17 protein-coding genes are annotated in these 23,325 nt (G+C 46.2%); 13 read left to right on the forward strand and 4 right to left on the reverse strand.

The genetic code is table 11. From position 1 onward, the window contains the following. Positions 1-114 precede the first annotated feature (114 nt). From BMY78_RS11580 to BMY78_RS11620, 9 genes are all read left to right on the forward strand, one after another. On the forward strand, positions 115-2,346 hold the full coding sequence (locus tag BMY78_RS11580) for a glycoside hydrolase family 52 protein (RefSeq protein ID WP_090898325.1): 2,232 nt from the start codon (positions 115-117) through the stop codon (positions 2,344-2,346). After that, the gene (locus BMY78_RS11585; protein ID WP_090898328.1) at positions 2,343-4,493 is read left to right on the forward strand and encodes an alpha-glucuronidase family glycosyl hydrolase; all 2,151 of its coding nucleotides are present in this window, start codon (positions 2,343-2,345) and stop codon (positions 4,491-4,493) included. Before BMY78_RS11580 ends, BMY78_RS11585 begins: the two co-directional genes overlap by 4 nt. Positions 4,494-4,563: 70 nt before the next feature. Beyond that, on the forward strand, positions 4,564-5,631 hold the full coding sequence (locus BMY78_RS11590) for an NAD(P)-dependent alcohol dehydrogenase (RefSeq protein WP_090898331.1): 1,068 nt from the start codon (positions 4,564-4,566) through the stop codon (positions 5,629-5,631). 167 nt (positions 5,632-5,798) lie between these two features. Further along, positions 5,799-6,065 carry an HPr family phosphocarrier protein gene (locus BMY78_RS11595; protein WP_256222063.1) on the forward strand — a complete coding sequence of 89 codons (267 nt, stop codon included), beginning with the start codon at positions 5,799-5,801 and terminating at the stop codon, positions 6,063-6,065. A gap of 144 nt (positions 6,066-6,209) precedes the next feature. Continuing rightward, a complete protein-coding gene (locus BMY78_RS11600; RefSeq protein ID WP_063563876.1) occupies positions 6,210-6,458 on the forward strand; it encodes a type B 50S ribosomal protein L31 in 249 nt (82 codons plus the stop codon). A 215-nt stretch (positions 6,459-6,673) separates the two neighbouring features. Further along, the gene (locus BMY78_RS11605; protein WP_090898334.1) at positions 6,674-6,979 is read left to right on the forward strand and encodes a Dabb family protein; all 306 of its coding nucleotides are present in this window, start codon (positions 6,674-6,676) and stop codon (positions 6,977-6,979) included. A 172-nt stretch (positions 6,980-7,151) separates the two neighbouring features. After that, a complete protein-coding gene (locus BMY78_RS11610; protein ID WP_090898337.1) occupies positions 7,152-7,913 on the forward strand; it encodes an SDR family NAD(P)-dependent oxidoreductase in 762 nt (253 codons plus the stop codon). A gap of 224 nt (positions 7,914-8,137) precedes the next feature. After that, the gene (gene poxB / locus BMY78_RS11615) at positions 8,138-9,865 is read left to right on the forward strand and encodes a ubiquinone-dependent pyruvate dehydrogenase (RefSeq protein WP_090898340.1); all 1,728 of its coding nucleotides are present in this window, start codon (positions 8,138-8,140) and stop codon (positions 9,863-9,865) included. Positions 9,866-10,202: 337 nt separating this feature from the next. Further along, positions 10,203-10,958, forward strand: coding sequence for an SDR family NAD(P)-dependent oxidoreductase (locus tag BMY78_RS11620; protein ID WP_090898343.1), 756 nt, complete (start codon positions 10,203-10,205; stop codon positions 10,956-10,958). A 97-nt stretch (positions 10,959-11,055) separates the two neighbouring features. Here BMY78_RS11620 and BMY78_RS11625 read toward each other — a convergent pair whose 3' ends face one another. The 4 genes from BMY78_RS11625 to BMY78_RS11640 form a co-directional block, all read right to left on the reverse strand. Beyond that, positions 11,056-12,237, reverse strand: coding sequence for an MFS transporter (locus BMY78_RS11625; protein WP_090898346.1), 1,182 nt, complete (start codon positions 12,235-12,237; stop codon positions 11,056-11,058). A 247-nt stretch (positions 12,238-12,484) separates the two neighbouring features. Beyond that, positions 12,485-12,769, reverse strand: a complete 285-nt coding sequence (locus BMY78_RS11630) for an ArsR/SmtB family transcription factor (protein ID WP_177185705.1) — start codon at positions 12,767-12,769, stop codon at positions 12,485-12,487. A 171-nt stretch (positions 12,770-12,940) separates the two neighbouring features. Beyond that, the gene (locus tag BMY78_RS11635) at positions 12,941-13,291 is read right to left on the reverse strand and encodes a hypothetical protein (protein ID WP_090898349.1); all 351 of its coding nucleotides are present in this window, start codon (positions 13,289-13,291) and stop codon (positions 12,941-12,943) included. 39 nt (positions 13,292-13,330) lie between these two features. After that, positions 13,331-14,521, reverse strand: a complete 1,191-nt coding sequence (locus tag BMY78_RS11640; RefSeq protein ID WP_090898352.1) for a cytochrome P450 family protein — start codon at positions 14,519-14,521, stop codon at positions 13,331-13,333. A 568-nt stretch (positions 14,522-15,089) separates the two neighbouring features. Between BMY78_RS11640 and BMY78_RS11645 the strand changes: the two genes are divergently transcribed. The 4 genes from BMY78_RS11645 to BMY78_RS11660 are packed head-to-tail and all read left to right on the forward strand — an operon-like array spanning position 15,090 to position 23,322. Then, positions 15,090-16,190: an ATP-binding protein gene (locus tag BMY78_RS11645; protein WP_090898355.1), complete on the forward strand. Its 1,101-nt coding sequence runs from the start codon at positions 15,090-15,092 to the stop codon at positions 16,188-16,190. After that, positions 16,178-18,580 (forward strand): DUF5682 family protein, encoded by a 2,403-nt coding sequence (locus BMY78_RS11650; RefSeq protein ID WP_090898358.1) that lies wholly within the window; start codon positions 16,178-16,180, stop codon positions 18,578-18,580. Before BMY78_RS11645 ends, BMY78_RS11650 begins: the two co-directional genes overlap by 13 nt. A 23-nt stretch (positions 18,581-18,603) precedes the next feature. Further along, entirely contained in the window at positions 18,604-19,755 is a 1,152-nt protein-coding gene (locus BMY78_RS11655) for a VWA domain-containing protein (protein WP_256222210.1), read from the forward strand. Positions 19,756-19,806: 51 nt separating this feature from the next. Beyond that, entirely contained in the window at positions 19,807-23,322 is a 3,516-nt protein-coding gene (locus tag BMY78_RS11660) for a DUF4132 domain-containing protein (RefSeq protein WP_090898364.1), read from the forward strand. Positions 23,323-23,325 lie beyond the last annotated feature (3 nt).

The raw sequence follows: 23,325 nt of genomic DNA on the forward strand, positions 1-23,325 counted from the left end.
AGCTTGATTTGGGTAAATATCCGATTGATTTGACCATGGTCTATGGTGGAATGCCCATGGTAGGATGGGGCTAATGAAAACGTATGCAAACCATTTTGAGAGGGGTCATCGTTCATGAGCACTTCCAAATCCATCTTTTATAATGCCCATCACTCACCGATCGGGGCTTTTGCCAGCTTTACGCTTGGTTACAAAGGAGCCAAAGGCGGACTAGGCCTGGAGCTTGGCAAGCCAGCAGATCAGAATTTATATATCGGTTTACAATCTCGCGACAGTGACTACTACGAAGCTTTACCATTTTTTGAAGCCGTTGAAGATGCCAGCGTTCGATATGATGTGGAGAAAGGGGACAATTCGGATTCAGATCAGGTGTCTTCGGCCTCGACGGAAAGTGAATTGAGCACGCCAACGGCAGTTGCAGCACAGGGAACACGCCCGTTAATTTCAGCGTTCCGCGATGAAGAGATTACGCGCGAGTTTACTTCAGGAACAGATACATGGACGGCGGGTGATCTGACTTTCCGTATTTACTCACCTGTGCGTCCTGTACCCGAACCGCTGAGTGGCGATCGTGAAGCACTAATGGATGCGCTTGTGCCTGCGGTGCTGGTGGAGATGACGATTGATAACACGCAAGGACAGCAGCAGCGTAAAGCATATTTTGGATACCAGGGTAATGATCCTTACTCAGCCATGCGTATCATCGGAGGACCTGAGGGTGGGTCATTAACCGGAGTTGGACAAGGTCGCCTAACCGCCATTTTATCTGCGGATGAGGGTCTATGGCCTGCTCGAGGATTTACACTGGAGAAGATATTGCAGGAGAAGCATCGTGAGAATCTCGCGTTCGGCCTGGGCGAAACAGCTGCCCTGTTGATGGACGTTCCCGCCGGAGAGAAGCGTACATACCGATTTGCCGTCTGTTTTTATCGCGGTGGGATCGTTACTTCGGGTATAGACACAACCTATTGGTATACACGTTATTTTGCAGATATCCTGGAAGCGGGGAAATATGCGCTTGACCGTTTCAACGAGCTGACTGCTTCCTGTAAGGAAGTTGAGCAACGTCTCGGTACAGCTGCTTTGAGTGAAGATCAATCGTTCATGCTTGCCCATTCCATTCATAGCTATTATGCAAGTACACAACTGCTGGATGCGGACGGCGAGCCGTTCTGGATCGTCAATGAAGGTGAATACCGGATGATGAATACACTCGATCTGACTGCAGATCAGTTGTATTTTGAACTTGCCTTAAATCCCTGGACCGTGCGTAACGAGTTGGAGTGGTTTGTGAAACGCTACAGTTATACGGATCAAGTGCGGTTCCCTGGCGAAGAGAAGGAATATCCGGGCGGCATTACGTTCACCCATGATATCGGCGTAGCCAATGTATTCTCACGTCCGGGACACTCGGCATATGAACTGGTGGGTATTGATGACTGCTTCTCGCAAATGAGTCACGAGGAACTGGTTAACTGGCTCTGCTGTGCAACGGTATATATTGAACAGACGCAGGACCGGGAATTTGTTAAAGAGATGCTGCCCGTCATTCGGGATTGCTTCGAAAGCATGTTGAACCGGGATCATCCGGATGAAAACCAACGCAACGGCCTGATGGGGCTGGATAGCAGTCGTACCAAAGGCGGAGCCGAGATTACCACTTACGACAGCCTGGATGTGTCACTTGGACAATCCCGCAACAACATCTATCTGGCAGGCAAATGCTGGGCCGTCTATGTAGCACTGGAGAAGCTGTTCGCTGCAGAGAAGCTGGCTGATTTGTCTCATCACGCAGGACGTCAGGCAGATCGCTGTGCAGCCAGTATCGCAGCCCAGTTAACCAATGGTGGCTACATTCCGGCAGTGATCGCCGAAAATAATGATTCCCGTATCATTCCGGCTATTGAAGGCTTGGTGTTCCCATACTTCACCGGCTGTGAAGGCGTGCTGGATGTTAATGGTCGTTTCGGTCCTTACCTGGTAGCGCTTCGAACCCATTTTAAAACGGTTCTTGTCCCTGGTACATGCCTGTTTGAAGATGGAGGCTGGAAGCTGTCCTCTACGAGTAATAACTCATGGCTCAGCAAAATATATCTGTCCCAGTTCATCGCACGAGAACTGCTGGGCGTGGAATGGGATGAAACAGGCAAGGCATCTGATGCTGCTCATGTAAACTGGCTGCTGCATCCAGAGGAATCCTACTGGTGCTGGAGTGACCAGATCCTGGCAGGTGTGGCGGTCGGAAGCAAGTATTACCCACGCGGAGTAACATCGATTCTATGGCTGCTCGAAGGCAAAGGTAATCGTCTGGAGCAGATCTATGCCAGTAAGGAGGCTGTACAATGAGCAACACAACCGTTCAACCCAATATCTCCGGCCCGCAATATGATGCGTGGCTTGGATATCTTCAAAGTCAATCCGCAGTGAAAGGGGCCGCCCAAAAGGCAGTCCCTGCATGGAGCCATACCGTGACTGTGGTGGAACATGAGGAAATCATATCAACAGCAATAGACGAACTGACTCAGGGACTCGATAAGCTGTTTGGCATCAAACCGAAAGTTAGTCAGGAAACTGCCAATCAAGTGAGTGAGTCGGAATCAGCCCACCGGGAGGCACAAGGGATCTGGCTTGGCACATGGACGGGCTCAGAAACCGTGGCTCAGGCCTTCAGCGACACGGAGCGCTCTACCGTGCAAGGAGAAGGTTTTATTATCCGCGAAGATAAGGCGCAGGGGAAGCTGTTTATTGGTTCTGAAACCCCTCAAGGTGTTCTATATGGTACTTTTCATCTGTTAAGGGAGCTTGTTCTGGAGCAAGAAAACTCTAACGATGTACATCCTGCTGCGGGAAGATTAAGTTACATTTCAGAGCAGCCTGTTAATGCATTACGCATGATCAATCAGTGGGATAATGTAGACGGCAGCATCGAGCGTGGTTATGCTGGAAAATCCATTTTCTATGACAATGGGGAATTTACACATGATCTTGGGCGTATTCGAGATTATGCCAGATTGCTTGCTTCTACAGGTATTAACGCCATTTCAATCAATAACGTAAACGTGCATCAGCGTGAGAGCCTGTTCCTGACGGAACGTTTCCTGGGTGATGTTGCGAAGGTTGCTGCCCAATTCAGAGCGTACGGCATCCGGTTGTTCCTGAGCGCCAACTACGCAAGCCCAATAGAGATTGGTGGATTGCTTACGGCAGATCCGCTGGATGAACAGGTCCGTGAATGGTGGAACATTCAGACAGCCAAGGTATATGCGGCAATCCCGGATTTTGGCGGCTATCTGATCAAAGCGGATTCAGAAAATCGGCCTGGACCCTTCACATATAACCGTGATCATGCTGATGGAGCTAACATGCTGGCCGAGGCACTTCGCCCATTTGGTGGCCTGGTGATTTGGCGCTGCTTCGTCTATAACTGCAAGCAAGACTGGCGTGATCGCTCCACGGATCGTGCACGGGCGGCATATGACCACTTCAAGCCGCTGGATGGCCGATTTGCGGAGAACGTCATTTTGCAGATCAAGAATGGGCCGATGGACTTTCAGGTTCGCGAGGCCGTATCCCCGCTGTTTGGGGCAATGGAGAACACAAATCAGGTATTGGAGTTCCAGATTACGCAGGAGTATACGGGCCAGCAGCGGCATCTGTGTTATCTGATCCCACAGTGGAAAGAAGTATTGGATTTTGATACGTTTGCCAAGGGACCGGGTTCTGAAATCAAACGCATTGCTGACGGTTCTCTGTACAACAGGCCCTACAGCGGCTTTGCCGCAGTATCCAATATCGGTGCGGATGCTTGCTGGACAGGACATCCGCTCGCTCAAGCTAATCTATACGGATATGGCAGACTTGCCTGGAATCCGGAGCTGTCATCGGAAGAGATCGCGGAGGAGTGGGTCAGACTTACATTCGGACATGACGAAGAGGTCGTTCGTCTAATCTCTGGCATGCTTTTGAATTCGCTCGATATCTATGAAAGTTATACGGCACCGCTCGGTGTAGGCTGGATGGTTAATCCGGAGCACCATTATGGTCCTAATGTGGATGGCTATGAATATTCCAAGTGGGGGACGTACCATTTTGCCGATTGTGATGGCATTGGGGTGGACCGGACCGTGAGCAGTGGAACGGGATATACGTCCCAATACCATCGGGAAAACGCCGAAAGATATGAATCCGTAGACTCCTGTCCGGACGAGCTGCTATTATTTTTCCACCATGTCCCGTATACACATGTTCTGCATTCTGGCAAAACGGTCATTCAGCACATTTATGATACACATTTTGATGGAGCAGAGCAGGCGGAAGCATTAGCACAGACCTGGAGACAGCTGGAAGGCAAAATTGATGCGACTGTATTTGATAAAGTGTCTGCGTTACAGGCAGGGCAGGCGGAGCATGCCAAGGAATGGCGAGACATGATCAATACGTACTTCTATCGCAAAAGCGGTATTGCCGATGAACAAGGAAGAGCGATATATTAATCTGGATACAAGAGTCGGATCTTCTTCGTAGGAAAGAACAACGTTGGCATACACGAGAAGGAGGGAACATATGGGACATCATCAAGTACCCAAGACCATGAAGGCTGCTGTCATGACAGAGCCGGGGCACATCATCATTGAAGAACAGGCTGTACCACAGCCGGCTGAAGACGAAGTGCTCATTCAGGTAATGGCCGTTGGCGTCTGCGGATCGGATGTGCATTATTTTGAACATGGCAGAATTGGCCGATTTGTCGTTGAGAAACCGATTATACTTGGACATGAATGTGCAGGTATCGTAGCAGCTGTAGGCTCAAAAGTATCACGGCTGAAAGAAGGAGATCGGGTCGCCATTGAGCCCGGGGTAACCTGCGGACGATGCACGGCATGCAAAGAAGGTCGTTATAATCTGTGTCCCGATGTGCAATTTCTGGCCACGCCTCCGGTGGATGGAGCATTTGTACAATACATGACCATTCGGGAGGATATGGTTTTCCCGATCCCGGATCATCTGTCTTTTGAAGAAGCAGCCATGAACGAACCTTTCTCGGTTGGCATTCATGCTGCAAGACGCAGTAAACTGGCTCCGGGCACCACACTTGCCATTATGGGCATGGGTCCTGTTGGCCTGATGGCCGTTGCAGCTGCCAAATCGTTTGGCGTAGAACGCATCATCGTCACCGATCTGGAGGAAGTGCGATTGGAGGCTGCTCGTCGTATGGGCGCCACCCATACCATTAATGTAAGGAACGAGGATGCACAGGCGGTGATCCGTGAGTTAACAAACGGCGTTGGAGTAGATACAGCTTGGGAAACTGCGGGGAATCCGAAGGCGCTTCAGTCGGCTTTATATTCGCTCCGCCGAGGTGGCAAGCTTGCTATTGTAGGACTGCCTGCACAGGACGAGATTGCCCTGAATGTTCCTTTTATCGCGGACAACGAGGTAGATATTTACGGAATCTTCCGTTACGCCAATACGTATCCGGCGGGAATTGAATTTCTGAGCTCAGGCCAGCATGATGTGATGTCCCTGATCACTGACCGTTATTCGCTTGAGGAGACGCAGCAGGCTATGGAACGGGCATTGCACAACAAGAGCGGCAGTCTGAAGGTAATGGTGTATCCGAACGGCAAATGAATCTACTTCAAAGGAGCCCTGAGATTTAGGGTTTCTTTTTTTGTATTTTTCGTCATAAAAGGATTAAACAAGCTTCCATAACGTGGTATAATGCTTGAAGATTTTAATATATAAAATGATACACACCACATTGGTTAAACAGCATCTAGCGAAAGGAACTGAAGGTTGTGAGAACACATGAATTTATGATTCACTCTGATTTTCACCGGGATGATTTGATGTCTGTTTCTTCTCAAGCGTCGCGTTTTGCCTCGGATATTTCATTGTCATTTATGGATGCCAATCATGAGCATCGTGTAGATGTCAAAAGCCTGCTGGGAATGGCGCTTCTTCCCATTCGACATGGCAGTATAGTGAGATTGCAGACACGGGGAAGAGATGAACTTGAAGCATTGGAATATATGCTAAATGTGCTGGAGAAGGGCTTATCTTGAACTCTGAAACCTGTGCAAATCACAGTGAATTGTAAAATATTTATCGTTTCTTCAATTCCGACTGGTACTTCGTCCAAAAAAAGAGTATAATAAAATTTAGTTCTATTCTAAGAAGTACCCATATTAAAGGAGTGTAAATAGATTATGCCAAAAGCTGATATCCATCCAAAGACACAAACAGTAATTTTCTTCGATGCAAGTGCTGATTACAAATTCCTGAGTTCTTCGACTAAATTTTCGAACGAAACAATGGAATGGGAAGATGGTAACTCTTACCCAGTAATCCGTGTGGACACTAGCTCCGCATCCCACCCATTCTTCACTGGTAAACAAAGAAACGTGGACATCGGTGGTCGTGTTGATAAATTTAACCGTAAATACAACATCAAATAGGTTGTCCAACCATTACAAGAAAACCTCGGGATTAGTCCTGAGGTTTTTTTGTTTGTATGCCGTTAGGTAGACCCATGCAATCCAAAGTTAAAAGTAATTCTAATCCCCCTACATATTCAACTGCTCTAAAATTAATTCAACCAATTATTGCGCTTACAATACTTTCGGATGTACACTAGGAAACAGAGTCAGTCATATTGGAGGAGGAAATAGAGATGAGCAGCATCAACCATATGGTAACGTTTACACTTTACGCAGGTAAAGATACACCTGAAGCAGAGGCATTTTTGAAAGAAAGCGCGGATGCACTGGCGAATATTCCGGGTGTAGAGCAATTCCAGGTCCTGCGTCAGGTGAGCGAAAAGAACGAGTTTGATTACAGTTTTTCGATGGTATTTGCCAATCAGGCTGCCTATGATGCCTATAATGATCACCCGGTTCACCGCAAATATGTGGAAGAACGGTGGGAAAAAGAAGTTAGTCGCTTCCAGGAAATCGATCTCATTCCGCACGGGAAGTAATAAAATGATGAATCTCATTGAAACCAAACAGAAGATAACATGAACTTCGAAATCGTTTTCCAGTTAGATTCCAGTTTGTTTAATATGAGTTAAACTATTTTTGAAATCCTTCTTTCTTCATCGCTAAAATTTCGTGATTACACATGTGTGACTCAAAGGAGCGATTTATCACATGAAATTGGATCTTTCAGGTAAAACGGCGCTGGTAACTGGTGCAACCGGTCAATTGGGAAGGGTCATCGCTTGTACGTTGGCAGACTGTGGTGCTGACCTCGCGCTGCATTACATAAATAATGAAACGAAGGCGAGAGAGCTTCAGGCTGAGATTGAAGCCATCGGTCGGAAAACGGTCATTGTTCAGGGCGACATCACGAAGCAGGATACGGCATTTCGGATGCGGGATGAAATTCAGTCCAGCCTCGGCGATGTGAATATCGTGGTTGCCAATGCGGTCATCCAATATGCCTGGACAACGGTGCTGGAACAATCACCAGATGATTATATAAGCCAGTTCGAATCATGTGTGATGCAGAGTGTGTATCTCGCCAAAGCATTCATCCCTTATATGAAAGAAGCCAGAGCGGGTCGATTCATTGGTATCAATACGGAATGTGCGATGCAAAATTTTGCCACCCAATCTGCATATACAGCTGGAAAACGCGGCATGGACGGTTTGTACCGTGTGCTGGCGAAAGAGGTAGGCGAATATCAGATTACCGTCAACCAGGTTGCTCCTGGATGGACAATCAGTGAACGCGACCGGAGCAGTGAGCCGGGACATGATGAGGGTTATATTCAAACTGTGCCGTTGAAACGCAGGGGAGAAGATCAGGAAATTGCCAATGCGGTAGCATTTTTGGCATCCGACCTGTCCTCTTTTATTACAGGGGCTTATATCCCGGTCAGTGGTGGCAATGTGATGCCTGCCATATAATATTGATTTATGGATGTGAATGAATTACTAAACATGCAATGAACCACTTTTAAAACCATAACAGCCCATGATCCGTTTGTCAGTCCATGACAAGCGGATTTTTTATATATCCATAAATACATATGATTTTGTTTCTAATTTCAAAAGATTGGGGTAAAAGAATAGGTAGTTTAACGCGGTGGAAACATAACTCAAAATAAGCGAATAAAGGAGACCGACCTGTCATGAAAAAAACAATTGCAGACGTTCTGGTCGAAGCACTATTGAACGCAGGCATCAAACGTATCTATGGTATCGTTGGAGACTCCTTAAATGCGGTACTCGATTCCATCCGTCGTTCGGGGAAAATTGAATGGATTCATGTCCGCCATGAGGAAGTGGCTGCTTTTGCGGCCGGGGCAGATGCCCAAGTGAGCGGAAGTATCGCTGTATGTGCAGGCAGCAGCGGACCGGGAAACATGCACTTGATTAACGGTCTGTACGACTGTCATCGGAACCGTGTACCGGTACTAGCCATCGCTGCTCATATTCCGAGTGATGAGATCGGGAGCGAGTATTTCCAAGCGACTCACCCAGAGTATTTGTTTCAGGAATGCAGTCATTATTGTGAGGTGATTACAACAGCCAAACAGATGCCGCGTTCCTTTACGATGGCTATGCAGACCGCAGTGGCTCGTTCAGGAGTTTCCGTTATTATATTGCCAGGTGATGTAGCGGCTCTGGAAGCGGCTGACCTGCCTGTGCCAGAGCATGTATATCATCCCACACACCCTGTTGTCCATCCTTCCGAACCTGAACTGCGGAAACTGGCGGAATTCCTGAATCAAGGCAAAAAAATTACGTTGCTGTGTGGCGCAGGCTGCGCCGGTGCTCGTGAACCGCTGATGCAGCTCTGTGATCGCTTGAAATCCCCAATGGTTATTGCTTTGCGAGGCAAGGAATATCTGGAATACGATAACCCGTATTCGGTAGGCCTCACCGGATTGATCGGGTATTCCTCCGGATATCATGCCATGATGGACTGTGATGTGCTCCTGATGCTGGGAACCGATTTTCCGTATCGTCAATTCTTCCCGGAAGATGCGGTTGTACTCCAAGTGGATATTCAGTCTTCACATCTTGGTCGCCGCACAAAGCTCGATTATGGCGTGTGCGGAGATGTGAAGGCTACGATTGAAACATTGTTACCTTATTTGACGGAAGAGCATAGTGACAAACATTTGCATAAAAGTGTGGAACGTTACGAGAAAGTTCGCAAAGAATTGGATGAGCTTGCCGTAGGAAAACCCGGGAAGACGCCAATTCATCCGCAGTATTTAACCAAGGTCATCAGCGATGCTGCGGCGGAAAATGCAATCTTCACCTGCGATGTTGGTACACCTACAGTATGGGCGGCCCGCTATATTGAAATGAGCCGCAATCGCCGATTGTTAGGTTCATTCAGTCATGGCACCATGGCGAATGCTCTTCCACAGGCAATTGGAGCGCAGGTGTCTGATCCGGGAAGACAGGTGATTTCTTTGTCCGGTGATGGCGGCATTGCCATGCTGATGGGTGATCTTCTGACGCTTAAACAGCATAATCTGCCGATTAAAGTTGTCGTCTTTAACAATGGTGCACTCAGTTTTGTTGAACTGGAGATGAAAGCTGCCGGATTGCTTGAATCCGGTACCGAGCTTGTAAATCCCAACTTTGCGATGGTAGCTCAAGCGATGGGCCTGGAGGGGATACGGGTTGAAGATCCGGCTGATCTGGAAGGGGCTGTAGAGCGAGCATTGCAGCATGATGGCCCTGTTCTGATTGATGTTGTGGTGAACCGTCAGGAGCTGTCCCTGCCTCCGAAGATTAATATAAAACAGGCCGAAGGCTTCACCTTATGGATGATGAAGGCGGTGCTGAATGGGCGTGGCGATGAGCTGATTGAACTGGCTAAAACCAATTTGCTGAGATAAGGATGACGTTCGCCTTAGCATTATCGTGCTATGTTGAAATGTCGATCTGACTATGTAATGTATGAAATTAAACTGTACGTCTCACCAAAAAGAAGGGGAATGTTACACGCTTTTATTAAGAAATTCCCCTTCTTGAGATGTGTAGTATGTGATGAATATTATAGTATGTAGTCATATTATATGATTTGTTTTTAAGCCGTAACTCCATTAAAATAGGTAAAGTCAGGCAGGATTCAAAGCTTTCTACCCTACATATGTTGCATTCCGATGCAAGACCGCTTCATATTGAATTAATCGATCCGATGACAGATGACGAACACACATGGAGGAGATCAAAATGAGTCACGAAGGAAAAATAGCTATTATCACTGGAGCAGGAAGTGGATTGGGCCGAGCAACCGCACTGAAGCTGGCTGAGAAGGGTGCATCTGTTGTGGTCGTTGATCTCGTGGCAGAGACGGGTCAGGAAACTGTAAAACAGATTGAGAAGCTGGGCGGTAAAGCCATTTTTGTACAAACAGATGTAAGCAAGGCGAACGAGGTAGAGAATTATGTTAACAAAACGATCGAGGAATTCGGTCGAATCGACATGTTTTTCAATAATGCCGGGATCGCTGGTCCGGGTATCAAATTAATTGAGCATACTATCGAGCAGTTTGACCAAATCATTGATATTAACCTGAGAAGTGTATTTTACGGATTGAAGTATGTGATTACCGAAATGCTCAAAACAGGCGGTGGTTCCATCGTCAATACGGCATCTACAGCAGGTATTGTGGGTGTTCAAGCGGTTGCACCCTATGCAGCGACGAAACATGGCGTAGTTGGACTAACACGTACAGCGGCTATTGAATACGGCAATGAAAACATTCGTGTAAATGCCATTGCCCCAGGTACGATTGAAACTCCGATGGTGGTTCAGTTTGGTAAGGATAATCCTGAAGTATTCAAAGCAACCCTTGACAGCATTCCGTCCGGACGTCTCGGTAAGCCTGAAGAGATTGCCAATCTGGTATCCTTCCTGCTGGGAGACGAAGCACCTTATATTAATGGCGCTGTTTATCCTATTGATGGTGCTGTAACCGCACAATAAGGCATTTATCAGACATCATAAGAAAGAGAGGCGACTGTAATGTTACAGTGCCTCTCTTTTTGTGTGCTAATATTTTCAAGCTTGAGCTTACCCTTTATCATGCCACATTGGAAGATTCAGTCTGAGCTGTAGTGGCAATTCCCGGACGGTAAGCAAAAATAATGATGATCATTGCAATAACCACCCCTGCAGCTCCAATCCAGGTGATGGATGACAATGAAACTGCGCTGACGGCAATTCCCCCGATACCTGCACCGGCAGCCATGGCCAGTTGCATAACCGAACTGTTCAGACTCAACATAATTCCGGACGATTCCGGAGCCAGTGTAACCAGATTATATTGCTGTGTTGGGCCGGAAGACCAGGCGGAGAAGGACCATAGAATCAACACAATAAAGACGATCACACCCGAATGAGCCGTGATGTTCAGCATCAACAGACTTACGACATGCAAGGCCATTCCCAGGATGAGTGTTCGCTTTACTCCCATACGGTCTGCGCTGAATCCTCCTGATTTGGAACCAATCAGACTTGCGATACCAAAAGCCAGCAAAGCGGAACTTAACACCGTTTCGTTCATGCCTGCAACAGTTACCAGGTAAGGTGAAATGTAAGTATACGCAATGGAATAGCCTCCTAACCAGAAAAAGCTGACAAGCAGCGCGAATCCAATACGAGGTTGTTTAAGGAGCGCTAATTGTTTTTTCAAAGGAACGGGTGCTTCGCCTTCAGATGGCGGAATCGTAGAGGCAATAACAATCATGGCAAGCACACCCAAAATCGCGATACCTGCAAAAATCAGTTTCCAATCCCAAGCTGCAGCAACCATTCTTCCCAGTGGAACCCCCACGATTAGGGATGCGGTAAACCCTGTAATGACCGTTGCGATAGAGCTGGCCTGTTTGCCTGCAGGCGCTATTTTGGCAGCGACTGTCAAGGCTGTTACAACGACGACTCCGGCTCCCAGCGCCATAAGGATACGTGCAGCGATAAAGAGCCCATAGCCAGGTAAAAGGTAGGCCAAGACGTTACCTGCGACAAAAAGTCCCAGAAAGTAGAGCAGCAGCTTTCGTCGATCCATACGGGATGTTAAGGCGATAATGATGGGCGTACCAAGTGCATAAACGAGTGAAAAGATTGTGATCAGCTGTCCCGCAGCAATCAACGATATATTCATGGTGTCCGAGATCCGATCCAGAATGCCTGCAATGACATATTCGGAGGTCCCTACAAGAAAGCTGACCAAGGCCAGGACATAGATTTTCCATGTGTTAGACATGAGTATATAACCTCTTTCTGTTTATAATTATTATATTTTTAGAAATATAGAAATAAGGACGAGAGAACAGGATGAAGAAATAACTAACACACCCATGAAACAAGTCTGAGCACTTAATCTATCCATGCACCCGGGTTTTATGGCAAAAGGAGATTAATACGACTACGGTGAGGCTCAGCAGACCGAGTATCAATACCCATATATTGATTTGATATTTCTAGTATTATAGAAATAATAAACAAAAATTTTATCTATCCAGCAGATAAGGAGCGAATCTCTGTACAGTATCTGTATTCAGGGTGTAGTAAATATACGTACCTTTCTTTTGTGAGGTTAACAAACCACAATCGGAAAGCTGCTTCAGGTGATGAGATAAAGTGGAAAGCGCCACGGTTACAAGCCGATTCTCCAAATCAGCTGGACATAGGTTGCTTTCACCCGAAAGAATCTGAATGATTTTATATCGCGTTTGTTCGCCCAGCGCTTTATGAATTTTGACGGCCTGTTCATTATCAATCGGATTGGGTTGCATTAAAATCGGTCCTTTCGTCTTTATTTCTTATTTCTACAAATATTGAAATAACTTTATCATGTCTTTTGAAAAAAGTAAACTCCCTGCGAAGATCGTTGTTTTCAGTCGAACATGAATCAACTGAAAGCAAAAAACCTTTGCAAGGAGTTGGGAAGTCTATCTACATACTAATTATAAGCGTTCAAGATATTCAACGTATTCTTTGGCATCTTTCAATGACAGGTTTCTGGCTTCACGAGCCTTTTTGATTGCAATTATTTTTTTGCCCTGTTTTGCAAGTGCCTGCAATTCTTTATCAAGTTTGGTCAGATCAGCGTGTGTCGGTGTAGGTGTAAGTGGAGACACATTCACTGAAGAAGCGTTATAACTGAGAGGGGAGTGTGCGTTAAGGCCTGAACCATTCTCCAGACGTTCAACATCCCTTTTCAATTCATTCAACTGGGTCTGCAAGCTGATGACGCGAACCAATAAGATAAGAATAAGAAACAAAAAAACGACTAAAACAATGGTGTTTATTTCCATACAGTCAGGTGCCTCACTTTCCTTTCTTCAAATACATATTTATTTAAGCTGTACCGGAATTTCCTTAACCCCACGAACAATCATGCCAGGTCTCCATTCAAGTTCATTAACGTCTGTCTGAAGCTGCATATCGGGAAAGCGGCGAAGCAGTGTATTAATCGCAATCTCGCCTTCAAGTCGCGCGAGAGGGGCTCCCAGACAGAGATGAATGCCTTTGCCAAAAGCCAAATGTGGGCTCTTCTCACGAGTGATGTCAAAAACATCCGCATCTTTAAATTTCTCTTCATCCCGATTGGCTGAATCCAGTGCTACAATGACTAGTTCACCTTCAGCGATGTGATGTCCATGAAATTCTATGTCCTCGGATGCCCAGCGAGATGTGCTGAATTCAACCGGACCGTTATAACGCAGCATTTCTTCAACAGCATTATGGATTAACTCAGGCTGCTTGATCAGCAGGTCGCGTTGTTCCGGATGCTCCAAAAGGGCAAGTACACCATTACCGATCAGATTGACAGTTGTTTCGTGCCCGGCGATGATCAGCAGAGCGACAACACCAAGCAGTTCCTTTTCAGTGAGTTGTTCTCCTGATTCTTCTGCTACAACGAGCTGACTGATCAGATCGTCACCCGGCTGCTCACGTACTTTGGCAAACCAATTATTCAGGTAATCAATGAACTCCTGGGCATGCTTCTCAAACACTTCGGAATGCTCCGCACTTGTCGCATCGATAATGGAATTGGACCATAAACGGAATTTGTCCTGATCTTCAAGAGGTACACCCAGGATCTCGCTGATGACAATGATCGGTAATGGAAATGCAAACTCATCAATCAGATTCATCTTATCCTGGGAATTGAGATTATCCAGGAGATCGTCAGCAATATCTTGAATATGGCTTCTCATGCCCTCAATCAATCTTGGAGTAAAAGCCTTCTGTACGAGTCCACGTAACCGGCGATGATCAGGTGGATCGGAAAAAAGCATGTTATGCACGAATATATTTTGTTGATCGGGTCCATAACGTTTGACTACGTCCTTACTGAAACGGTTGTCTTTCAACACTTCCACTGCATCCTCATATCGGCTAATAATCCAACCGAAATCACCATGAGGAAACAGGACTCTGTGAATTGGATCATTTTGTCTCAGCTTTTCGTATACGGGGTAAGGGTTCTGTGTAAATTCTTGAGTGAACAACTCAGACTGTGAAGTTTCATTAGTACTCAAATGGTTAATCTCCTCTCATCAAAAGCTCGTATTGTTACGCATCTTATCTAAGGGATCATATGTTAATTTCGGTGGCTTCATACGAAAAGCCTGCACCATCTATATATTCAATATTGGATGGATTGAAACCTTGTTTTTGACTAACAAATATGGTATAGAAAGCCTACTTAATTTTAGATAGAATAGCACATGGAATAAGGAATAAAATCAAAAGAAATGAAGTAAAGACACAGACTACTGGGCTGTGTTTTTTTGTGAGATTGGACTTATGCTGCTTGAACCATATTACGTGGTGTTTAATGAACTATAAGGACGTATGGCCTATAAATTGAAGTTGTCTACAACAACAACGAGGATTCAAATTAGTTTTGAATGCAACCTCCATGATGCAATGATATAAGTAATTCACAATTATGCTACGAACTATGTCCATTGGCTCAGGAAGAATGCCGATAAGAAGGACGTTTCAACCATTTTTGGCGTTTTCTAAGTCCGTTCAAAGGCTGCTGTGATAAGATAAAACGTAATAAGAACATACGATCTGTTTGCGAGAGGAGAAACCTTGACGATGGAGATGCTTAAGCCACCCGCCGAGACACTATATGAGACAGAATTAAGGGCTTTACGAGAGGAAGATACGGGAAAACGTCCTCCAAACTGGCTGCTGTCCCCGGCCTATGTCAGAGATTTTATTATTGGCAGAGAAAAGCCTGCGATGTTGAATGGAGGTGAGGTTCCCATTACACGGAAATTTTATGGCAACGATGTTCTCATTGAACGTGCAGTCGTGACACTGGCAGGCAATCGGGGTTTAATGCTTGTGGGTGAACCCGGGACAGCCAAGACCATGCTCAGTGAACTGCTGACCGCTGCCATTTCTGGTACCAGCCTGAACACAATTCAGGGTACGGCAGGTACAACCGAGGACATGATTAAATATTCCTGGAATTATGCCATGCTGCTGGATAAAGGCCCGTCCGAAGCCGCACTTGTACCCTCACCGTTGTATAACGGAATGAAAAAGGGAATTCTTACCCGTTTTGAGGAAATTACACGTTGTCCTGCTGAAGCACAGGATAGCCTGATCAGTATTCTCAGTGACAAGGTGATGAGTATTCCTGAACTGGATGGCGGTGTGCTGTTTGCCAAACCGGGGTTTAACGTTATTGCTACGGCGAACATTCGTGATAAGGGAGTCAATGAAATGAGTGGTGCGCTGAAGCGCCGTTTCAATTTTGAGACGATCAAACCGATCAGCAGTGTGAAAATGGAAGCAAAAATTATTGAATCCCAGGCTCGCAGCCTGTTATTACATAGCGGGATAGACACCGAGATCAATTCGGATGTGGTTGAATTGCTGGCCACGACATTTATGGAGCTTCGCACGGGAATGACGCGGGAAGGTTACAAGCTGGATACGCCCCAAGCGTCCATGAGTACGGCTGAAGCTGTATCTGTATATGTACAGAGTGCAATGACTTCTTATTATTACGAAGACAAGGGAATCGCATTGGATCGGCTGGTGCAAAACATGCTAGGGACGATAGCGAAAGAAAGCGACAAGGATCTGTCCATTCTCAAAACCTACTTCTCCAAGGTCGTGAAGGAGCGTTCGAGAGAAGAAAGGATTTGGAAGGATTATTACGAGGAAAAGAAATGGATCGGTTAACAGGAAAAGCGGATTTGGATGTTGCCCAGTTACAGACGCTATTTGAGTCCCGGGTGTATAACCTGAACAACGGAACGGTTTATTTCCCCATACGCCATCATAGTCCAGCCTGTTCCTATCATTTGCTGCGATTGATTGAAGAATACAAGCCGGACTTCATTCTAATCGAAGGCCCTGAGAGCGGCAATCCCTTACTTCAAGTTCTGGCTGATGAGGCGACCCTACCTCCTGTTAGTCTTTACTACACCTATGAGAGTGAAGAGGAGAGAGCGGCCTGTTATTATCCAATGCTTCGTTACTCTCCTGAATATGTAGCGCTGAAAGAAGCAGCTCGGCTGAGCATCCCTGCAACTTTTATCGACCTGGATTATCATCATTTCTCCAAGCCCAACAAGGCAGAACAGCGGGAAATTTCCATTCAAGATGAAACTTTGCTCGCAGGGTCTGAGTTTATTAACCGTTTATGTCAGAAAACAAACTGTCGAAGTTTCGATGAGTTGTGGGAGAACGTATTTGAGATTGGTGGTCTGGGGAAGTCAACACAGGCATTTGTACAGGATGTATTCACGTACTGTACCTTATCCCGGATGTGTTATTCAGCGGAGCGCTTGCACAGTACAGGGGATTTGGCAAGAGAAGCTCATATGAGAAGTCGTATCAAACAGGCTGGGCAGGAGCATGCACGTGTGCTTGTTATCACTGGCGGATTTCATACGTATGGACTCCTCAGTCCCGAGAATCATGGGACGGACTCAGAAGAGATGACGATGCAAGAGCATGCGAAGGCTCACAATTCGGTGCATCAGCAGATGTATCCCATGGTCTATACGTTTGCCGAAGCGGATCGGCTGAATGGGTATGCAAGCGGCATGCCTTACGTGAATTATTACGAACAGATCTGGACCCAGCTGCTTCGGCGAAAGAATTCCGTGTACAATTTGACCGCTTTGGACTTGTTATCCCGACTAACCCGCAAGCTGAGGGAAGGACATGAACATGTATCAACCAGCGACGCTATTGAGGCGTACAGTATGGTTCAGGGACTCGCAGGACTGAGAGGAAAAAGGGAAGGCGGAGTCTATGAGCTGATGGATGCAACACTTTCTTCCTTTGTTAAGGGTGAACTTACATTAGCTTCAGACAAACCAATACAAGAACTGCACAGATTGCTAACCGGGGATGTCATCGGAAAAGTGGCTCCCAACCCATTCAGTATTCCAATCGTTGAGGATTTCAAAGAACGTTGTACAGAGTCCAAACTTCAAATTCGTACTACAGGCCAACATAAAAAGGTACTTGATCTATACGCCAAACCTGATCATCGTCGGCAAAGTCAATTGTTTCAATGTATGGTCTATCTCGTTCCGGAGTTCGCGAAGCGACAATCGGGCCCGGATTGGATTGCACAGCGTGACATGAACCTTGTTCGGGAGACGTGGGTATATACCTATTCCTCAAGAATTGAGGCTCGATTGATTGAGAATTCACTCTATGGAGGCACAATTCGGGAAGCCGCTACGCGCAAGATGGAAGAAGAGATGCAGGGAATACCGGATCATCACAGCGGTGACCTTGCTAAATCCATGCTTCAGGCTTTACTTATGGGTCTGCAGGATACCGCAATGAAGCTGTATGAACAAGTGAAGTCGGCGCTCCGGAAGGATGGGAATTTCCTGTCGTTGTGTGGAAGTCTGCATATTTTGAATCGAATTCAGCAGCATCGCAGACTTCTTGGGTTGTCTGAGGAACCGCAGCTCCTTAATCTCGTGTCTGAAGCTTATAACAATGCCGTTAACAAACTGATGCAGCTCTCAAGAACGAATCCGGATGAACATGAAGCGATTGTCCAGGGACTGAAGCTGCTTGCCATGCTGGCAGAGTCGTCCGAAGATCATTTTCGGGATGATACCTTCCGGGCACACCTGGATGAACTTCTGTCAGACAGCCAACTTCCGGCACAGCTGGAGGGGGTGTGTATTGCCATCTCTTCAGGACTTGGCGACAGACATAGAGAAGAGATCGTGGATCGGGCACGTGCATATATTCGGGGATCGCAGGAACAGTCCCGGCAGACTGCACTTTATCTACAGGGCGTGTTCTCTGTAGCACGGGACGCTTTTTTGTATGAAGATCAGCTTTTATCAGAATTGAACTATATGATCGAGCAGCTTGATTATGAAGAGTTTATTCGCATGATTCCTGAGCTTCGTTTGGCGTTTACCTACTTTACCCCCATGGAGACAGGCCTGATTGCGGATCGGGTTGCGAGCTTGCATCAGGTAGAGAACGAAGAGATGTCATGGCCTTCCGTTGACGAGCGATTGCTGATCCAGACCAAAACATGGGATGAAGCCCTTCGGAAGGAGTTTGACGCATGGAAGCTAATCTGAATGAGCTCAATACAACCAAGGAAATGGTGAAAGACAATGCTGAGCTGAATCGGGCAGAAACCTTAAACCGTTGGCGCCTTATTCTAGGTGAATCCGCCGAAGAAGGACTGTCCAATGCTGAAGACTATTCCCCTGATGATTTTAAATATACCGAAGTCGATGAGATTCTCGGATATCTGTATAATCGCGAATACGGTGAAGAGCAGGGTTACAGAAAAGGGGGAGGAAGGGGCCCTTCGGATCTATCCGTTCCCAAATGGTTGCATAAGGTCAGGGAATTATTCCCGAAATCAACGGTAGAAATTCTGGAGAAACAGGCGCTTGACCGGTATGGCCTAACGGAATTGTTAACGGACAAAAAGCTGCTGGAATCCCTCGAACCCAATATGAACCTGCTCAAGAACATTATGCAATTTAAAGGACGAATGAAAGGCGACGTGTTAAAGAGTGCCAAGGAAATCGTGCGAGTCGTGGTTGAAGATCTGCGACGCAAACTGGAATCTCAGACCAAAGCGAGCATTATGGGGAAACGCAGCCGTTATGCATCCAGTTCGGTGCGTTCCTTGCGCAATCTGAATTTCAAGCAGACGATTACCAAGAACTTGAAGAATTATGACAAAAACAATCGAAGATTTGTAATTGATCGTCTATATTTTGACGGGAATATCCAGTCTCATAACAAGTGGGACATCATCATTGGTGTGGATGAGAGCGGAAGCATGATGGATTCAGTGATATACAGTTCGGTGATGGCCAGCATTTTCTATCGCCTGAATGCACTGCGAACGAAATTGTTCATTTTTGACACACAGGTTGTCGATTTGAGTGACAGGCTGGAAGATCCGGTAGATGTGCTTATGAACGTGCAGCTTGGCGGGGGAACGCATATTACCAAGGCACTCCGTTATGGTGAGACGTTAATCGAAAATCCTGGGAAAACGATATACATTCTCGTTAGCGATTTGGAGGAGGGTTACCCGATCCAGCACATGTATAAGGCATGCAAGGATATTCTGGATACGGGCTGCAAATTGCTTGTGCTGACGGCACTCGATTTTAACGGAGATACCGTGTACAACAAACATGCTGCGCAGACGTTATCCAATATGGGTGCACATGTAGCTGCGATTACCCCCAATGAGTTGGCAGACTGGATTGGCGAAATTATTACGTAATTGGTTATATACAAGATCATTTATACACTGATATTCGAGGAGGAATGTGTAATGTTAACCGCAGACCGCGCAGTAGAAGCTTTGGTGGAGAAGTTTGCAGAGGTGTGTTCCAATGAATATTCGTTGAAAACGGACCGAATTTCGGAAATCATTGATTATGTGATGGGAACGACGGATAAGTTTCCGGATATGTTGGGTGGTTCCAGCCATTATGCGTACCAGACGATAGAAGTACTCATGAAAATTGCCAAAAAGGATGACGGAGATATCTTTTTTCGAGCGGGAGCCATTGTAATTCATATGGAATCCAATTATTCCAGAAGGAATTCGTGGAGAACCGATGGTTTTACGCTCTGCCTTGGAAACGACTCGGAAGCTTATGGACTGAGTGGAAAGAGCAAAACCAATGATCGGATGGGCGGGTTGCTGTCCCGTTTGGAGAAAATCAATCGTTATGCTGGAGAGAAGGAAATTCTGGATGAATTAAAGAGCAGACTGAAGGGGAATTCCCGGGATGTAATCAATGGAATGATACTCCTTCGACTCTATTCAGATCTCAATGATAGCCCTTCTCATCTTGCCCAGGTGCAACAGTTCACTCAATCTCTGCCTGCATTGTTTCAACACGTGATGACCCATGATACCAGTAAGCTGCGGCACGAATTGCATACATTGATTGAGCCACTGGTAGTTTGCAATTTCCAAACGAAACATAACAGATCTGCATATGAATTAAATGATGAATTCCTGCGAGAGAAGCATAATCAGGTTATAGCTGAGAACTATTCGAATTCTTCTCTCTCCAAAAAGGAGCAGCTGTCATACAGTGAGTTCGACAAAACGATGATCCTTTTGAGCAATGCTTTGTTGTATTTGGTTAACATCAGTGGTGGCAAACACCGTTTCCTTGAAGACCAAAGTGAGACCGGTCTTATTTTGCTCGAAGCCATAAACCAATTACATGAGATCTATCCACTTGAAGTTCGGCGCTATTTGTTAAGTATGGATACAAGAACGAAAAATGCCAATGAGTTGCTGTCAGGGCTGGTGCCCCTGGACGAGCCATATCAGCTCATTGAAATGTTGCGTAATGAACTCGAATCGTACACCATACCATGGCAATTTCTGCAATCAACGATTGTGAATGATCCGCAACAAGCAATTCGTGCATACCACATATTAAAACCACCATTCCTCAAATTGTGTATTCAAAAAGTGCTGGAGGACCATGGAATCGCAGTTCCAGATGTGGATGAAACGGTTGAGCAAGCCGTATTCAGCTCTCTTCGACATCCATTAGATGGAGGCAGACAGGGAATTGCGATTGCACGATATTTAAACGGGGAGAGTTCCCTTGAGGACTACTGGGAAGATCCGCATAGTCGTGGACTGTTTAATAATCTGAATCGTGACAAAAGGCGCGTTCATAACTTGATCAGCATTAGTTTCCTGCCTTTGGATTCGGAGGCGATGCGTCGGTTCGTGATTCTGACCACGCATCCCGAGTGGACTCTGGATATCGTTTCTGATATGTATCAATCTTACGCGTTTAGCGGTGAGAAGCTGCTTGCACTTTACGGCCAAGATCCAGAGGTGAAACAAGAAAAATTGCTGTCCAGCCTGATCTCTCTCAACGGTATGACCGATTATAAGTACAAATCGATGCCTCAGGATGAATATCGCCGGATCATTCAGCAAAATCTGGACTTTGCTCTGGGACAGTACAAGAAACTGCCCACGGACACACGTATCTTAATCCTGGAAATCACCTTTGAACAACGTCAAGAGCTATCGACTAAACAGGTAGCTGAAGCGATTCGTGCCGGGTTGCAGGATTCATCCAAAAAGGCAAATGGCGTAGCATTATCTGAATTCAATCGAATTCCTGACCCGGACTTATACATGACAATATATCGTTCGGAGAAAAAAGCGGGTGTGAAAGAAATGGCTCTGAGCGCCATCCGCAGTCTGGACAATAGCAAGGATATATACCGTGAGCTTTTGAAGGGTGAGAAGTCTGCGGAATGGAAGAACCTGATTCAGATTCTGCTGGATACCGCGGATCAAAGCCCAGAGTATGCTCATGCGGCACTTGCAGATCAGGCAGATGCCAAAAAGCTGACCAGACTAAGCTGGTTGTCCTTGAACGATCTTCCTTCTCTGATACGTTCAGAGGACAATCTACCATTAGATGATCGAATCAAGCAATATATCTTGGTGCAATCAATAGATCATACATCTGCACCGAACGAAAGACTGAATGAACTACGTGAATATGTAAGCGAGGAGTCGCTCGCACGGTTTGCTGGTGAGCTGCTGCAGTTGTGGATTCAGGTGGGTGCTTCTGCGAAAGAAAAGTGGGTGATGTACCTCTCGGCACTCTTTGGCGATACTCAAATTGTGAATATCTTGGCTCCCCAAATTAAGGAATGGACAGAAAACAGCCGAGGCGCCATTGCCGCAGATGCTGTAAAAGTATTGGCCTATCTTAAGGAACCTTCTGCTCTCATGGCGATTGACAAGATTAAACGCAGTGTGAAGAACCGCCAGGTTAAGGGTGCGGCTGAAGAAGCGTTGCAGCTGGCAGCGGATAATAGGGGACTTACCTCGGAACAACTGGAAGATCGACTCGTCACCACACTTGGTTTTGATAAAAATGGGACGATGCAGCTGAGCTACGGGGAGCGTTCATTCCTGATTAAAGTGAATGGAGATCTGCAAGTCGTTGTTGTAAATGAAGAAACGGGTAAATCAGTGAAGAGTCTACCTGCTCCAACGCAGAAAGATGATGCTGAACTTGCAGCACAATCTAAGGCGCGTTTCACACAATTGAAGAAGGATCTCAAAACAATGGTTAACATCCAGGCGCAACGTCTGGAAGAGTCCTTGTCCAAACAACGGCTGTGGTCTGCTGATGAGTGGACAGCATTGTTTGTACAGAATGTAATCATGCAGAAATTTGCTGTAGGTCTGATATGGGGCACATATGAAGATGGTCAGTTGGTCACCACGTTCCGTTATATGGAGGATGGCACGTTTAATACCGTCGATGAGGATGAATACGAGCTGCCTTTGGAATCTCTAGTGGGATTGATTCATCCACTCGAACTGGACCCATCTACGCTAGAAGGATGGAAAACGCAGCTGGAGGATTATGAGATCAAGCAGCCGTTTGAGCAGCTGAATCGTCAAATTCATGTGCCTGAGGATGAAGACAAAAACAAGGTTGAATATGACCGCTTGCCGGAGTCTGATTTCTCTCCCACTGCATTCCCCAAAGCACTGGAGAAATACGGATGGATCAAAGGTCCAGCACAGGATGGCGGCTGGTATCATGAATTTTACAAAGAGTATGGAGATCTTGTCGCAGAACTGCGCTTCAGTGGTACCAGCATTTCATATTATGAAGGATTGGAAGATATCACGCTGGAATCTCTGCACTTCTTCAAACCTGGCAGTCAGAAATACTATTATTATAGCGATCACAAGTCCATTGCTTTGGGTGAAATTGCAGGTCGTGTGTTCAGTGAGACGATCTATGATATTTTAAGAGCGTCAGGACGTTGATCA

The organism is Paenibacillus sp. OK076 (genome assembly GCF_900110055.1).
Taxonomy (GTDB): Bacteria; Bacillota; Bacilli; order Paenibacillales; family Paenibacillaceae; genus Paenibacillus.

What these genes read in the sequence shown, in the direction of transcription:
- BMY78_RS11610 (WP_090898337.1), top strand. Translation starts at nt 7,152, where the DNA reads ATGAAATTGGATCTTTCAGGTAAAACGGCGCTGGTAACTGGTGCAACC.
- BMY78_RS11590 (WP_090898331.1), top strand. Translation starts at nt 4,564, where the DNA reads ATGGGACATCATCAAGTACCCAAGACCATGAAGGCTGCTGTCATGACA.
- BMY78_RS11605 (WP_090898334.1), top strand. Translation starts at nt 6,674, where the DNA reads ATGAGCAGCATCAACCATATGGTAACGTTTACACTTTACGCAGGTAAA.
- BMY78_RS11600 (WP_063563876.1), top strand. Translation starts at nt 6,210, where the DNA reads ATGCCAAAAGCTGATATCCATCCAAAGACACAAACAGTAATTTTCTTC.
- BMY78_RS11655 (WP_256222210.1), top strand. Translation starts at nt 18,604, where the DNA reads ATGGTGAAAGACAATGCTGAGCTGAATCGGGCAGAAACCTTAAACCGT.
- BMY78_RS11650 (WP_090898358.1), top strand. Translation starts at nt 16,178, where the DNA reads ATGGATCGGTTAACAGGAAAAGCGGATTTGGATGTTGCCCAGTTACAG.
- BMY78_RS11625 (WP_090898346.1), bottom strand. Translation starts at nt 12,237, where the DNA reads ATGTCTAACACATGGAAAATCTATGTCCTGGCCTTGGTCAGCTTTCTT.
- BMY78_RS11620 (WP_090898343.1), top strand. Translation starts at nt 10,203, where the DNA reads ATGAGTCACGAAGGAAAAATAGCTATTATCACTGGAGCAGGAAGTGGA.
- BMY78_RS11635 (WP_090898349.1), bottom strand. Translation starts at nt 13,291, where the DNA reads ATGGAAATAAACACCATTGTTTTAGTCGTTTTTTTGTTTCTTATTCTT.
- BMY78_RS11660 (WP_090898364.1), top strand. Translation starts at nt 19,807, where the DNA reads ATGTTAACCGCAGACCGCGCAGTAGAAGCTTTGGTGGAGAAGTTTGCA.
- BMY78_RS11630 (WP_177185705.1), bottom strand. Translation starts at nt 12,769, where the DNA reads ATGCAACCCAATCCGATTGATAATGAACAGGCCGTCAAAATTCATAAA.
- BMY78_RS11580 (WP_090898325.1), top strand. Translation starts at nt 115, where the DNA reads ATGAGCACTTCCAAATCCATCTTTTATAATGCCCATCACTCACCGATC.
- BMY78_RS11585 (WP_090898328.1), top strand. Translation starts at nt 2,343, where the DNA reads ATGAGCAACACAACCGTTCAACCCAATATCTCCGGCCCGCAATATGAT.
- BMY78_RS11645 (WP_090898355.1), top strand. Translation starts at nt 15,090, where the DNA reads ATGGAGATGCTTAAGCCACCCGCCGAGACACTATATGAGACAGAATTA.
- poxB (WP_090898340.1), top strand. Translation starts at nt 8,138, where the DNA reads ATGAAAAAAACAATTGCAGACGTTCTGGTCGAAGCACTATTGAACGCA.